The 13602-nt window shown below is 59.4% G+C and carries 14 protein-coding genes and 1 pseudogene; 3 read left to right on the top strand and 12 right to left on the bottom strand.

Features of this window, described 5'->3' with window-relative positions; translation table 11 throughout:
• Positions 1-450: 450 nt before the first annotated feature.
• From DIE21_RS37225 to DIE21_RS15240, 4 genes are all read right to left on the bottom strand, one after another.
• Positions 451-1038 (bottom strand): hypothetical protein, encoded by a 588-nt coding sequence (locus DIE21_RS37225; RefSeq protein WP_185642780.1) that lies wholly within the window; start codon positions 1036-1038, stop codon positions 451-453.
• Positions 1039-1097: 59 nt separating this feature from the next.
• Entirely contained in the window at positions 1098-1847 is a 750-nt protein-coding gene (locus DIE21_RS15250) for an HNH endonuclease (protein ID WP_124498486.1), read from the bottom strand.
• Positions 1848-1945: 98 nt separating this feature from the next.
• Positions 1946-2521 (bottom strand): hypothetical protein, encoded by a 576-nt coding sequence (locus DIE21_RS15245; protein ID WP_124498485.1) that lies wholly within the window; start codon positions 2519-2521, stop codon positions 1946-1948.
• 304 nt (positions 2522-2825) lie between these two features.
• Positions 2826-3293 carry a hypothetical protein gene (locus DIE21_RS15240; RefSeq protein ID WP_124498484.1) on the bottom strand — a complete coding sequence of 156 codons (468 nt, stop codon included), beginning with the start codon at positions 3291-3293 and terminating at the stop codon, positions 2826-2828.
• Between the two features lie 575 nt (positions 3294-3868).
• On the opposite strand from DIE21_RS15240, the gene DIE21_RS15235 reads away from it, so the two are divergent.
• Positions 3869-4438, top strand: coding sequence for a hypothetical protein (locus DIE21_RS15235; RefSeq protein WP_124498483.1), 570 nt, complete (start codon positions 3869-3871; stop codon positions 4436-4438).
• 47 nt (positions 4439-4485) lie between these two features.
• Here the strand turns inward: DIE21_RS15235 and DIE21_RS15230 are convergent, their stop codons facing one another.
• The 8 genes and pseudogenes from DIE21_RS15230 to DIE21_RS37770 form a co-directional block, all read right to left on the bottom strand.
• Positions 4486-4746, bottom strand: coding sequence for a hypothetical protein (locus DIE21_RS15230; protein ID WP_124498482.1), 261 nt, complete (start codon positions 4744-4746; stop codon positions 4486-4488).
• A 2-nt stretch (positions 4747-4748) separates the two neighbouring features.
• Entirely contained in the window at positions 4749-5720 is a 972-nt protein-coding gene (locus DIE21_RS15225; RefSeq protein WP_124498481.1) for a caspase family protein, read from the bottom strand.
• Between the two features lie 9 nt (positions 5721-5729).
• The gene (locus DIE21_RS15220) at positions 5730-6101 is read right to left on the bottom strand and encodes a TIR domain-containing protein (RefSeq protein WP_124498480.1); all 372 of its coding nucleotides are present in this window, start codon (positions 6099-6101) and stop codon (positions 5730-5732) included.
• Between the two features lie 837 nt (positions 6102-6938).
• Positions 6939-7207 (bottom strand): annotated as a pseudogene (locus DIE21_RS37785) (hypothetical protein); the annotation flags it as partial.
• 48 nt (positions 7208-7255) lie between these two features.
• On the bottom strand, positions 7256-7450 hold the full coding sequence (locus DIE21_RS37780) for a hypothetical protein (protein ID WP_124498479.1): 195 nt from the start codon (positions 7448-7450) through the stop codon (positions 7256-7258).
• 57 nt (positions 7451-7507) lie between these two features.
• Complete coding sequence (locus DIE21_RS37775; protein ID WP_124498478.1) at positions 7508-7828, bottom strand: hypothetical protein; 321 nt, start codon at positions 7826-7828, stop codon at positions 7508-7510.
• A 32-nt stretch (positions 7829-7860) separates the two neighbouring features.
• Complete coding sequence (locus DIE21_RS15200; protein ID WP_124498477.1) at positions 7861-8451, bottom strand: hypothetical protein; 591 nt, start codon at positions 8449-8451, stop codon at positions 7861-7863.
• 268 nt (positions 8452-8719) lie between these two features.
• Positions 8720-9106, bottom strand: a complete 387-nt coding sequence (locus DIE21_RS37770; RefSeq protein ID WP_260432498.1) for a hypothetical protein — start codon at positions 9104-9106, stop codon at positions 8720-8722.
• On the opposite strand from DIE21_RS37770, the gene DIE21_RS15190 reads away from it, so the two are divergent.
• Together DIE21_RS15190 and DIE21_RS15185 are read left to right on the top strand one after the other, a co-directional pair.
• A complete protein-coding gene (locus DIE21_RS15190) occupies positions 9105-10802 on the top strand; it encodes a phage integrase family protein (RefSeq protein WP_124498476.1) in 1698 nt (565 codons plus the stop codon). The two genes, DIE21_RS37770 and DIE21_RS15190, sit on opposite strands and share 2 nt — an antisense overlap.
• 309 nt (positions 10803-11111) lie before the next feature.
• Positions 11112-13454: a P-loop NTPase fold protein gene (locus tag DIE21_RS15185; RefSeq protein ID WP_124498475.1), complete on the top strand. Its 2343-nt coding sequence runs from the start codon at positions 11112-11114 to the stop codon at positions 13452-13454.
• Positions 13455-13602 lie beyond the last annotated feature (148 nt).

The raw sequence follows: 13602 nt of genomic DNA, 5'->3' as shown, positions 1-13602 counted from the left end.
TCGAGGCTGTGTGCGCCGGACTCACGATCATCATCCGCTGGTCGACGACCATTTTCGGACGGTGCAGCGCCGGTCGACGGTGTCGCTTCATCTTCTCGGAAAGAGGTTGCGCGCGAGGCGCCTTACGTCATCGGCAATCACAACGCCGCCGCGCATCGTCAGCGGTGCCGTCCACGTCTGCCAGACGCGCCAGCGATTGATGAAGTACAACTGATGCCGAACAGAGTCGTCGTGTGACGAGCGGTTGACGAGCTCGCGAAGCTCGTTCTGTCGAATCCAGCGCGCCAGCCATGATTGCGGATCATCCGGCCGAACGCAGTGCCGACGTGGTCCATGGCGCATCCTGAAATGGCGCTAGATCAACGGGCATGCTCGGTGCATGCTTCAAGATAGCGTATTTGCGGTCGCCGTGACGCTCTGAAATGACCGACCGACTTGACGCTCGAGCTCTCAGTGGGCGACGCTTTCGCCATGCTCAGCCATGACCGCGTCGCGATATACGCGAGCTACGAGCAACCCCGTCCTTTCAACGGTTCTCCCGATTGCCGCTTCCTCAAGGCAGTGCAACACATCGAGCGCTCCGTCGCCGCAGACATCGCCATCGCGCCGTGCGAACTCGAATTCTGTTGGCATTCCTTTCTTGGCCAACTGGGCGGAAATCCAGTCGAACGCGGTGGCTCCGTCCGTCGGTCGCATGTGGACCGGAAGCGATCGCAGCATTTCCGCGTTCGCCTCGTCGAATGCGTTTACACGCACATAATCCTCGATGTCCGCGAGCAGCTTCTTCGCGCCTCCCGAGGCATGACCGGCGGTGTTGGCTGCAGCCCGCCAATCTGGAATGCGAAGAGTGAGCGCCCGAATGAGGAACGCTATGTTGAGGTCCCGCCAGAATCGCGGGTGGGGCTGGTAGACGTATTCAAGCGCGAGGGAAAGCGTTGCGGCGGTCAAACTGGATGCGTCGAATCGGCAGTCACGCATGTACGCGACCAGTGCGTCAACAGTTCCAGTGTGGGCTTCTCGAGCTGCTTTGAATGGCATGGGATACGTGGATGAGTGGGCTTGGCGAGTATAGGACCGCGGCCGAGGCATGACCGTGTTCAAATTGCGGAGCTTCCGGTCGCTCGTTGCTCCGCATATTGCGCGACCCATTCCGGGTCAGCACTTGTGGCGACGAACACGCTGTGCGCCGTCTGGCCACGCCATTGCCGAGCACGGTGTTCCACCCCGCCGAAGAAGGTCATCTGCCACCAAGTCGTGGCCGGATTCGCGCGGTCACGCACGCCGCGGTAGACGAACACGCCATTGCCAAAGCTACCCGCGACTCGCGCGCGGGAATCCTGGCTTGCGACGGCTTGTTCAAACAGATGTAGACCACCGGATGAAAATAGTGACGCCCTGACCGGCGCATTCCGCACGAGCTGGGCCTGCCAGTGATGCCAGGCGAGTCCGAGCGCGATATAACACGCGAGCTCGCTCAGCTTGGTCGTGTCGAATGGCAGCATTATGCTTTCGTGCCAGTGCCCCTCAGGGGTTCGGACCCAGCGCACCTGCTGGCCAACCGCGAGCTGGCGCCGTAACGCTTCATTCTTGGCCAGTCGCGGACCGACTTGGTCGACGATGGCCTCAGCTGACCCAGCGAGCAGGCTCCCCATCGGTAACACCGCCAATACGTAGTGCTCGAGCTTCGATTTGGCGTTGTTGCAAGCAACGCACGACGGTACCTTGGGCAGGTTATTGCGCGCGGCATGGGGACAGAATTCGCGTGCGACGACGTGATCGCCCGTGCTCGAAGCCCGTTCCCGGCCACAATAAACACAGGTCTTGTCGCGATATTTCTTGCTTGCCATCGATCACTCCCAGATTCGTGTTGGCAGCTTCGCAGCAGTAACAATGATCGTAGTCGGTCGATAGTATCCCGTTGGAATGAGGACGAGTCTCTACGAATCTACCGGACCGGATCTGAACCGCTTCGGCCCTTTCGAGCGATCCGCGGCGAACGTGACGTTGACGCGGGTTTCCGGGGTTTTCCCAACTTAGTGACGAATGTCTCTACCGCGGACGCTACAGTTGAGAGCAGCGTACTAGATGCCCCTCCGATGATGCCGGCTGCGGTAAGTAGTGCATCAGTCGAATTGGGAAGGTATGCGGCAGCCAAGGCTGAGAGTACAAAGCCGGATGGGATTCCCGACAGCAGGCGGTTGCGCGGATAACTGACGTGCTCCTTTGATGTGTGCTCTTTGCCAAGTACGGTCAGGCGTAACCGTTCATCGTCCCGAAGCTTGGATGCGATGAATGCAAAAACACCTATTGCGCCTCCAAGCGCGCCGTTGACAGCGGTGCCGCGCCATGACGGCGGCAAGACGTGTTCGTACAGGTCATATCCCGGCAGCACAACGAGGAGTGCGAACACCATGGCAAAACTAAAAGCCGAGGCTCGGAGTTCCCAGTTATCGAGCGCATCGGAAGTTTTCTCGCTCGACGTAGCGAGACCCGAATCTTGGTCGATAGTGTTTTTCTGCAACTGCGTTCTCCCGATCATGAGTCGACAGATTTTTGGTTCCCATGGTCCATGCGGGTGGCTCGCCGTGGCGCCGCTCCCAAACTACTAGGATGATGATATTTACCGAGTAACGTCCCGTGCTACTCATCGCTGGAGTCCAGCGAAGGACGGATTTGATGCGTCGACGAAAAGGAGTATCAATCTGGCGGGGAGGACTTGCGGACATATTGCTCGGCAACCTCGCGCTGTCGGCCATCGAGAGACGCAAGGCAACTACGGACCCAAGGAGAGCGCGCTCGGCGGCGCCCATGCTCGACATGGTGCACTAGACGGTTGGCACGGCTCGATGGAGATGCGCCAAAATCGTCAGAAGGAAGCGATTCATCTGATCAGCGAGGTTCGTGGTTCCGTTCGCATAGGACCAAGCGAAGTCTTCGTCAACCGACCACGTGGCGGCGCAGTACCTGTTGATGAGCATGGACCATACATCCAACGCCTCACGGTTGCCTGCGCCAATAGGTCGAAGCAGAAAAAAGGTGTAACGCCCGACAAGGGCTCCGTTCTTCATTGCCATGTCAAACACGACTTCGACGTGACCGTAGGGAGTTTGCAGGCTAAACGCCTCATCTCCAGACGTGGTTCGTAGGCTGATTCCCAGTTCTTTTCCCGTGCAAGGTCTCGCAAGGTGTGCGTCAACAGCTGCGCTAAAAACGCTTGCGGCATCAAGGATTTCAAGTGCGGATTGAGCGTGCTGACGTGCACGCCAGACTTCCTGATTGTCGACCTTCGACATGCTATTCCCAGTGGAGAGCGATAGAAAAACGCGCGAAGGTCATAAGCGAGGCTTCTGAGCCTGCGGCTTGCTGCACAGCGAATTGTAACCGCTGTCCCTTCCTTAGTGATATCGCAGCCAATCGGATTCCGGCGATTCACGCTGAGACGCCCAGGTGAGTGAACACTGGGCGCCGACGTTTACTTTGCTCGGTCGCTTGTCCACCGTATCGCGATCATACCGTTTGCGTCGCTGCATTTTCGACTGGAGCGCGAATCCATTTCCCGTTAAAATACGCGGTGCTTCGAAGGCCGTGGGCGCTCAACATCGTGTTCCCGCGCAATGTACGACGCAACGGCGGATCGCGCGCCGAAAATAGCGCGGAATGGATATAACGATGGCAGACAAGCAGAACAAAAGCGGGGACAAGCGTGGAGTGCCGGTCGGCGACTCGGCTGACCGCGCTGTCAGACGCGAAAAGAGCGGGCCTTCTGGTCGCACCGGACGGCTCAACGAAAGCAACCAAGGCTACGTTGTGAGTCAGCAGCAACCGGTAACCATCCCAAAGCGGCCGCCATCAAAGTAACGAATTTTCAATGAGCGACCCGAGCCAGGAAAAGAGTCAGCAAGACGACTCACAAGCCGATTACCTCTGGGCGCGCCGATTCGATATCCTCAATCGGGCCGAACTTTCGACCGCTTACCATCGGAAGCGTGAGCGCTTCTTTGGTCTTCTTGACCGTTGGGATAAGATCCTCACACTTCTTCTTGGCAGCGCTGCGTTTGTCAAGCTTGTGAACATGGATACTCATCCGTTTTACGCGCTGCCATTCGCGATACTTGCTTTCTCGTCGCTGATTTTCGATTTTTCGGAGCGAGCTCGTCGGCATAGTGAGCTGGCGACAAGCTTCAAGATGCTGGAAGCTGCGATTGAAGCCGTCGGAGAGCGTGCCTTCACAGAGGACCAGCTAAGTGCTTGGAGTGCCCGAATTCGAGAAATTGAATCCGGAGAACCGCCGGTGTATAACCTGCTCGTCCGGATTTGCCAAAACGAGCTAGCCAGGGCCCGAGGCCAAACGCAGGATGTGACACACATTAGCTGGTGGCGCGCCTTGCTCGCCCACTTCCTACCGTTTGCAAACTACGAGATCCGCTCCAGCAAGTGAGTGCGAACTCGGACTGCCAAGTGGCAACTCGTGCCGGCTCGCCATCGCTATGGCTTTTCTACTTTTGTGAGCAGCGGTAAGTAACGCTGTACCTGTTCGCGATCGCTCTGCCGCTCGTCCTCGGTAAGCTCGGCATATGGCGTTTTCATCAGTCTTTCCCATCTGCTGACAAGCTCGGCCGGGATCGTCAAGCTTCCGTCGCTGTTGCGAAGGGCTTTGCTGTGCATGTAGCGTTGCCAGTGAGCCCAACGTTCATGCTCGGCTGCGGCGAGTTGCTCCAGAATCTCGCTGGAAACGAATGGTGGCATAGTCAGATCAGGTCTTTGGACGCCAAGCGTCGGTAGTGTTCGCCGAGCGCTGTAAGGCGAACAGAATCGGACTCGATCGCCGCATAGTACATGTGGGGAGCCTGCGTCGGTACGAGGAGTCCGACTCTATTCATCTTTTGCAGCAAAGCGAAGACAGCCGTCTTTTGCGGGTCGGCCTGCGGATTCGGGCCGGGGCTCGGCTGCTCTGGCTCGAACGCCGGGTCGAGCTGATACGTGGCTTCCGCTGCCGGGAAAAATTCAGGCAACCGGCGAAGAATGGCGCGGTCGATCGGCGGGTCTACCCGCCGCAGCGACACAAAGCTTTTCACGTTCGTCTTAAAGACGGGACGTTGGCTCCACGTTCCAAGCGATTGATCGATATGTGCATATACGCTCCCAGGGGTGATGCGCCCCAGCAAATCGGCAGCAGCTCCTGACAGTGCATCAATGAGCAGGTTCGTGAATACGCCCCCGCCGTTCTCCTCACTTGCATACCGATCCTTGCTTGATGCAGTCAGGATGGTAATGCCTTCCGCGATTTCAGCAACGGCCGGATTGAGGGTGTCATCTCCGATGGAGCCGCTATGGCAGCTATCGAGAATGATAATTTTGTGTTGCGCTCGGCAGTTGGTCGCCATCGCGATAATGTCAGGCAGCGCGAGTCCCTCATCTCCCTGTTGTACATCGCTGCCGCAGATGTAGCCACCTGTAGACTCGACGTGCCCGTGGCCAGCGAAGTAGAGCAAGGCGACTTCGTCATCGGACTTGAAAAGCTCTTGGACAGCATCCTTCAATTGCCGGCGACTTATCGCATCACGATCGCTCGACGCAGTCATGAGCTTCATTCCGAAATTGGGCGATCCGTCTGCATCCCGCTCGAGCAACGTCTTGACGCCATATGCGTCGTTGACGCAGCCCCTTAAACTGCCGATGTGTTCGTAATGGTCGATGCCGACGACGAGCGCCTTTCGCATTTCAAACTCCTACAGCGAATTGATGAATGCCTTGATGTTGTCCCACGTCCAGTCTTTCACGGTAATTCCAGCGATTGTGCTGTTATCGTCTCGGTAGGCCCGAATACCAAGAATCTTCTTGCCTTCTTCTTTGGCGCACGCGATTTCCCACTTCTGCCCAGTAGACGCGGCCGAGTTCTTGCTCACCAGGACAATGACACCGTCTGACCGTTTGATCCGGGTGCGAACCTTCTCCTTCCAATCTGTTTCATATGCCTCCTTCACGGACATGTCGATATATTCGAAAGGGGAGTTGGTGAGCAAGGACTGCCCCTTGAGGAAGTTGCGTTGGTTCTCGTCCTCGATTGCAAACGCCACGAAAATCACTTTCTTGTTGGCCATTAGTGCTCCATTCAATCCGTCGAAAAATGTGCGACCACCATCGTATGATGGCGGGCGGGGTGGTTCGCCCGCGCTTGAAATGTTTCGCTTTAGTCAAGGGGGATGAGCCCTTAATCGAGCTCGTCTCCGAGGAGGGCGCTTACTTTTTGGGCTTACCCGCGCCATTGTGGGCCGGGCGGTCCATCGTATAGCTCTGCCCCGGCTTTGGCGTAGGCGGCATAGGCTTGCCTTTCACAGCCGTCCGCTCATCCCCGGTCTGGCCACCTCTCGGCCCCACAATTCCATACTCGCCAGATCGTGGCGCGATTTGCCCAGGTTTTAGTTTCTCGGTCATTGCTTGATGCTCCTAATTACACATGACAGATCCATGCCAGCGAGTTGCTGACATACAGTCACGATTGCCAAAGAAGCAGTCGCCTTGCTTGCCAAGATTTCGGCGGCTGACCAGGTGGCGTCACCCCGCAGTTTTTACATCGTTGTGCAACCACGAGTAAACTCTACCGCAAACGAAGCGTCTGAGGTTAACTCCGCACACAAAATACGATACGGAATTAATTGTGCGGCACAACATGTTGTGTTTTGGTGCACCCTGATCACACCGCCCAGGGGTGCGACCATTCATTGGAGTGCAGTAGCATCACGCGGCTTTGCTGCCATAGCGAGCCTGGCCCGCTCGATGCCGCGACCGTCAGCTGTCCGCCCCTTGCTCCCAGGGACAAAGCAGGCCCGAATGGTGAGAAAAGCCGACGACTCGCAGCCCGAGACGACACAGCAATGGCCATTCCAGTGTGAAACTTGCCGCAGCCCTCGCATTGGGGCGAAAGGCCGAAGGGGGATTCAATCGGTCGATGCGGGCTGGTTTACTATCGAACAGCGAACGCCTGATTTATCTGGCCGGTGCGTCGCTCGCAGGTAAATAATGGTGGTCGCGGTCGATGCATGAGCAGGTTATCGCGCACCGTCGTCAGTTCTGCTCCGCGACCAAGGGCGCGTGTTTCGTGGGTTTGGCCGGTCCAATGCAAGCTCGCGCGTCGCAACTTTTCGGTGATCACGAGATGGTCCGCGCCGATCACATCGACAGCCTGCCGGAAAAAACGCCGCATCACGTGTGCCGCAGGCGGGTAATGTCTCACATCATTCCATAGCACGCCGGGTTAGCTCGCCGCGGACTTCATTAGATACTCGGCTTCTTCTTGCACGACGGACCATCCCTCGTGCAGCATCCGCACGACTTCGTCGACTACGCCATAGCTCAGTTCACAACCATCGATGTCCGTGACGCCCATGAGCGCGAGGTCGGAGGCCGATGCCTCTCCAAGCGAAATTTTGAGGACCAGGGAATCAGCCATAGCGCCGGTGGGGCGCGACAATCATTTTGGCCGACCGGCCAAGCTGCTTGACGCTATCTAGCCGGTATCGTCCGTCTCGCCGCTCAGGATTTCTTCGGCCAACAGGCCGGCCATGCCGACGAGCATCTTCCAGTTCGCAGGCAGCTCGGGAGCGGCAAACCCATGGTTCAATGCTACCTTGTGCATCTCCTCAGGGCAGGTGCGGGGACGGAACTGGCCGAGCCACGCGCTCTCATCTGGATTGCCACTCTCGTTTTTCCACACGACTGCGTCGCCAGCGCCGCCGAAGCGCTCGTAAAGCATCTTGTGGCCCGCTTCGTGGTATGCGGCGTTTCGGAGTTCTCTGGCAGCTATCTGCTCTTCCGTGAAATCGACCATGTTCGTCAAAGGTGTCAGGCGCGGCTCTTTCCTTAAGCAGCATCTTCCATGCGTTTCTCTCGATAGCACCGGGCAATTTGAGTCCCCAGCCGCACCATCTCGAGTCCCAGTTCGGCCTGTTCGAGACACGTCATCAAGAGAAGTGCATGTTTGCCGCATTGCACTTCAGGCAACTGAGCCAAAAGCAATTCAGCGACCTGTCCGTTCCTGTCCAATTCCGCGCATATCCACTGCAAGGCTGCCACACCAGTCCTCGGACGAGCCGATTTCGGCAGTTCCATCATCTTCTCCGCCATGGCTTCAAAGAACCCGTTGCAAAAAAGTGCGAGGTCGACCTCGTGCAGGACTTCCTCTTCGGCGTTGCCACCAGTAGCTATAGCGCACCGCCAATTTGGATATTGGAGGGAGATTGCTTCGACCACTGCAGAGAGGTCGATGTCGCGCCAGAACCGCGGGTGTGGCTTGTATGCATACTCCAATGCCATTTCCCAAATCCCTGCTGTCAAGTCCCGGTCTGTCAGCCGGCAGTCCACAAGGAAGGCTACCGCGGTCTCCGCGACTTCGTTGCGCACGTTCGTTGCCGCGTTGTCGAGTAAGGAGGAGTTTTTATCTTTGGTGCTCATATCTTGCAAGTCAGGTGAGGCATCGTGTGCCTCGGAGATAGAGTATATGTACGCCGACGGACCATGTTTCGACATAAGTTGATATCTAGCCAACTGATTCCGAGATTTTGCGGCGGAGCGTTCTAAGAGGAAATTTTGAGGACTAGGGAATCCGCCATGGCGCCGGTATCCTCCGTCTCGCCGCTCCGGATTTCTTCGGCCAACAGGCCAGCCATGCCGACGAGCATCTTCCAGTTCGCAGGCAGCTCGGGAACGGCAAACCCATGGTTCAACGCCACCATTGTCCGAGCCACGCGCACTCCTCGGAATTGCCACTGTCGTTTTTCCACACGACTGCGTCGCCAGCGCCGCCGAAGCGCTCGTAAAGCAGCTTGTGGCCCGCTTCGTGGTAGGCGGTGCTTCGGAGCTCTCTGGCAGCTATCTGCTCTTCCGTGAAATCAATCATGGTCGTCGAATGTGGTCGGTGTGGTTCGGCCAGGGCATAGCTCAGTGAAAGGGCCATGACGCCGAATGTGAAGGGAGGATAGAAAAGCACGCCATCGCATCGGACGCCTGACCACAACAATTGAAAGCAATTTGTTTGTATTTGCGCGCATATGGGCAGATAAATAATATTATCGGTCCAGAATCGTTTTTGATCTAAACTGGCAATCATGAAAACGCGTGAGGTCCTTTCCGTCGACGACACCAGTTCCGACTTCCCGGGAGAGGCAGAGCTGGCGGCACTGCGCGGCTGGTACGCCGGCCTGGATGCACGGGCCGCCGTTTCCCGCTACCTGGGCGACCGCCGGCAAGCCGGTGTGTCGTCGCGCGGCATCCTCGGTCGTATCCGCCGGCAACTCGTCGCGTTTGCCGTACAGCGTCACCGCGCGGACCTGGCTGCTGTTTTCGTCGACCGCCCGTCGAAAGCGTCGGCCGATGGGGTGGCCCGTGCGATCGAAGCGCTGCGCAACGAGCCCATGCCGACGCCGTCGATTACCGACCCGCTCGAAGTGTGGTTCCCGCCGCGCATCGTTGCGGCGCTGCATGCACACAGCATCCGGACGCTGGCCGATCTGACTGTGCGGATTCCACGGCGCCGACGTTGGTGGGCAGCAATCGCCGGACTCGGTGTTGCTGGAGCGCACCGCATCGAGGCGTTCTTCGCCGCCCATCCGGCGCTGGCCGAACGGGCGCGGGCGCTGATCGTCGCTGCGCCGACTGGCAATATCGTGCCGTGGGAGCAACTGCGCGTGCCGCACGAAGTTGACGGCTCGCAGGGGCAGTTCCGGGCACCGCAGGCCGCCTGCCTGTTGAACGCTTCGAACGACTACGAGGCGATCCAGTCCTGGCTGGCGTTGCATGAATCGGTCGCCACGCAGCGTGCCTATCGCAAGGAAGCGGAACGCCTGATCCTTTGGGCCATCGTCGAGCGTGGCCGTGCGCTGTCGTCGCTCAACACGGACGATGCGATCGCCTACCGGGGCTTCTTGCGGAAGCCGACGCCACACGAGCGCTGGGTCGGGCCGTCGAGGCCGCGGCATAGTTTCGAATGGCGGCCGTTCACCGGCCCGCTCTCGGCTCGCTCGGCGGCATACGCGCTGAATGTCCTATCGGCGCTTTTTCGCTGGCTGGTCGAACAGCGCTACGTGCTCGCGAATCCGTTCGCCGGCGTCAAGGTCAAGAGCCAAGCACAGCGTGCGGGATTGGACGTGTCCCGTGGTTTCTCCGAAGGCGAATGGCTACTCATCCGCACGCTCGCCGACGGCCTCGAGTGGTCATGCGGCTGGAGCGTACCGGCCGCGCAGCGCCTGCGGTTCCTGCTGGACTTTGGCTACGCCACCGGTCTACGCGCGAGCGAATTGGTCGGCGCAACGCTCGGCGACGTCCGTCGCGACGAGCACGGCGATCACTGGCTGCATGTGCTCGGCAAGGGCGGCAAGCTGGGCAAGGTGGCGTTACCGTCGCTTGCTCGGACCGCGCTTGACCAGTATCTCGTTCAGCGTGGGCTGCCGGTCACGCCGAGTCGCTGGAACCCGGCGATGCCGTTGGTCACGAGCCTCGAGGAGGACGGCGCTGGCATTGAAAGCACGAGGCTTTGGCGCGTGCTGCGGCGGTTCTTCGTGCTGGTCGCCGACGCGATCCAGGACGAGCGGCCAGCGACGGCCGAAAAGTTGCGCCGCGCGAGCCCCCATTGGATGCGGCACACGCATGCGTCGCACGCGCTGGCGCGTGGGGCTGAGTTGCTCATGGTCCGCGACAACCTGCGGCACGCGTCAATCTCGACGACGTCGACTTATCTGCATAGTGACGAGGTGCAGCGAGCCAGGCAGTTCGATCAAGCTTTCAGTGCGGCGGCTGTCAAGCGGTAATTCGGCCTCGGAAAGCCAGCGTCATGCCGTCTCTCTCGAATCTGCCATTCGCTGCCCATTCGATTAATGTCGGCTGACTCGCCGTTAGCGGACGGGAAGAGCTAGGATGCGCAAACGCGGTGGGATCTCCTTGAGTATTACTGGGAATATAACTATGTGTCGAAAACGTTTCGAGAGTGGTCGCGGACGCAGAGGTAGCGAGAGACATTCGAGAGTCTCTATCCCGATGCCAGTGCCGTCGCTTCACACTTCGACGTCAGCGTTTCGCCCCGTCAGTGGCGCCGGCGATCCGATCGGCGTCGCTGCGCGATGACCGGACTGCTTGTCCGTCTGTCCGCCTGGCGTGCCCGTCGCCGTGCGAGGCTCAGTGCGGAGGCCGCAAGAACCGAACGGCCGGACGGCGGGATCGGTGCGGAGGCACCGATCCGGACTGCTTCCGAGGATCGCCTGAGAAGGGCGGACTTCGCAGGCCGCATAGCCGGCGTGCTCTCGGAACTCAGTTTGCGCGAGGGCAGGGTGTTCGCAATCCGAGGTGGGTGGGGTTTCGGCAAGTCCTCACTTAAGAACCTAATCACCGAGCGGCTCGATGCCAGGAGTGACGGGGCCGACTGGCTTGACTTCAATCCCTGGCAGTGGGGTGCGGGCGATGCGATCGCCCGTGCCCTCTTCGGACAGATAGCGGATCGTCTGGGAGGCGAACATTCGAAGGCAGCGCTCGCCCGCGCCGAAGCGCTTCGACGGTACGGCGCGATCCTTACGGGGGCCAGCGCGCCGCTAAAAAAGGCGGGCGGCTCAAGTCATCTTATCTCGACAGTGCTGACGAACGCCTCGGTGATCGCCGTCGCCTCGGCAATAGGCTTCGACCTCCCGACGGCAGCGAAGGTGGCGACTGGTCTTGCACTCCTCTCGATCGGCACGCCCGTGCTGGGACGAGCACTGTCGCATCTCGGACGTGATCGCGGCAGCGAACCGCTCGACAAGGTGCGCGATGCGCTGGAGGTTCGTCTTCGCGAACTCGACCGACCGCTGGTTGTCTTCGTCGACGACATCGACCGGCTCGAGCCCGAGCAGATCAGGATGCTTCTCCGGCAGGTGAAGGCTAACGCCAACCTGCCGAACATCGTCTTTGTCCTCCTGTTCCAACCCAGCATCATAGAGCGTGCGCTCGATCCGGTCGCAGACGGTGACGGTCGCGCTTTCCTCGAAAAGGTCGTGCAGGCTAGCTTCGATCTACCGGCGGTTCCGGTAGCGATTGTGCATCATATATTCGGTGAAGAGCTCTCCGAGCTGGCGGGAACGCATGCAACGGAGGCGAATGGGTTCTCGCAGACGCGTTGGGGTAACGCGTTCGTCGGCTGCATCCAGCCGCAATTGCGCAACATGCGCGATGCGCGCCGATTGATCTCGTCCATCGCTGTGCACTTACCGTTGCATGCGGCCGGCGACGTGTTTGAGGTCAACATTGTCGACTTCCTTCTTCTGGAGGCGCTCCGGGTCTTCGAGCCGGACCTTCATGAGGCGCTGTTCCGAGAGAGGGAACTAGTCCTCCAAGAGGGGCGTTTCCCGGGCTATGGCCGGCGGGATGAGGACAGGACGGCGGCCGAGCGACTTCTCGAGCTTGTGCCGGAGGAGCGCCGCGTCATCGCCCGGGACGTGCTCAAGGACCTCTTTCCGCCACTCGAATGGGCATACGGTGGCACGAACTACGCGGAGGGCTTCCAGCTCAAGTGGCTGACAGCCAAGAGGGTGTGCTCCCGGCGCTACTTCCCGCGTTACTTCGAACTCCAGACAGCGGCTGGCGAAATGTCGGAGCGCCGCTTCGTCGCGTTCCTCGATGCGACGGCGACGGAGGACGGGCTAGCTGCCGCGATCGCCGATGTCGAGACCGACGGCCTTCTGCCCTCGCTCGTCGCGAGGTTCGACGAGTCCGTCGACCGCCTTCCGGTCGACAACGCCGCCGTGCTGCTTCCCGCGATGTTCGGGATCGCCCAGAAGCTTGCTGGCCTGCGCGCCGGCGACCCCTTCAATTCGCCCTGGCTTTCAGCATGGCGAGCGACGAGCTGGTTTCTGAAACGGGTGCCGGAAGGTATGCGGGGTGGTCTGGCGCTTGAGGCGCTCCGCCAGACCAAGGCGCTGTCAATTGCTGCGATCCTGATTCATCTGAACGATCCCGCCGATCGGAAGGAAGGAGAGAACGACGCCTTCGATCCGGCGCTCGACACTGATACCGTCGAGGCAATGAAAGTCGAATGGCTGCGGTTGATGAGGAGCCGCGCCGCGGACGTCGACGCGCTGATCGTCGAACCGGACCTCATGTCGCTCCTGTACCGATGGAGGGACTATGCGGGTTCATTGGACGAACCACGCGAGTGGATGGTTGAGGCGATCCGGACCGACGAGGGCTTCGCAAGGATGGCCACACGCATGATGAGCCGAGGTACAGTCCACGCGTGGGGTGACAGAGTCTCTACACCGCACAACACATTCGACAAACAGACGATCGACGACTTCGTCGACATTGACGTGGCCAAGGTCAGGTGCGACGCGCTCGATCCCGCAGAATTTCCAGAGCACGGGGAGGCTCTGCGAACGCTGCGTCGCTCTGTTGATATATGGCTTGGACTAAGAGAGCGCGATCCATTCGATTTCTAATCGGTTGCCCATGTCAAGGCCGAATCCAAGCTATCCAACCAACGTGGGAGAATTTCGACGGAGGAGGAGGGCAGATTTGCTTGAATCGACAGGGCTGGCGTTGCTGATTGCGTATCGACGTGCTGCTGGAAACGAGGGTGCGTTTTTC

Origin of the sequence: Burkholderia sp. Bp9140, from assembly GCF_003853425.1 — a bacterium.
Lineage (GTDB): Bacteria > Pseudomonadota > Gammaproteobacteria > Burkholderiales > Burkholderiaceae > Burkholderia.
The sequence above is the reverse complement of the archived record's forward strand: the minus strand, read 5'-3'. Positions and strand labels throughout refer to the sequence as shown.

Coding starts and splice junctions, on each gene's coding strand:
- DIE21_RS37225 (WP_185642780.1), bottom strand. CDS start 1,038: ATGCCATTCAAAGCAGCTCGAGAAGCCCACACTGGAACTGTTGACGCA.
- DIE21_RS15250 (WP_124498486.1), bottom strand. CDS start 1,847: ATGGCAAGCAAGAAATATCGCGACAAGACCTGTGTTTATTGTGGCCGG.
- DIE21_RS15240 (WP_124498484.1), bottom strand. CDS start 3,293: ATGTCGAAGGTCGACAATCAGGAAGTCTGGCGTGCACGTCAGCACGCT.
- DIE21_RS15235 (WP_124498483.1), top strand. CDS start 3,869: ATGAGCGACCCGAGCCAGGAAAAGAGTCAGCAAGACGACTCACAAGCC.
- DIE21_RS15230 (WP_124498482.1), bottom strand. CDS start 4,746: ATGCCACCATTCGTTTCCAGCGAGATTCTGGAGCAACTCGCCGCAGCC.
- DIE21_RS15225 (WP_124498481.1), bottom strand. CDS start 5,720: ATGCGAAAGGCGCTCGTCGTCGGCATCGACCATTACGAACACATCGGC.
- DIE21_RS15220 (WP_124498480.1), bottom strand. CDS start 6,101: ATGGCCAACAAGAAAGTGATTTTCGTGGCGTTTGCAATCGAGGACGAG.
- DIE21_RS37780 (WP_124498479.1), bottom strand. CDS start 7,450: ATGGCTGATTCCCTGGTCCTCAAAATTTCGCTTGGAGAGGCATCGGCC.
- DIE21_RS37775 (WP_124498478.1), bottom strand. CDS start 7,828: ATGGTCGATTTCACGGAAGAGCAGATAGCTGCCAGAGAACTCCGAAAC.
- DIE21_RS15200 (WP_124498477.1), bottom strand. CDS start 8,451: ATGAGCACCAAAGATAAAAACTCCTCCTTACTCGACAACGCGGCAACG.
- DIE21_RS15190 (WP_124498476.1), top strand. CDS start 9,105: ATGAAAACGCGTGAGGTCCTTTCCGTCGACGACACCAGTTCCGACTTC.
- DIE21_RS37770 (WP_260432498.1), bottom strand. CDS start 9,106: ATGATTGCCAGTTTAGATCAAAAACGATTCTGGACCGATAATATTATT.
- DIE21_RS15185 (WP_124498475.1), top strand. CDS start 11,112: ATGACCGGACTGCTTGTCCGTCTGTCCGCCTGGCGTGCCCGTCGCCGT.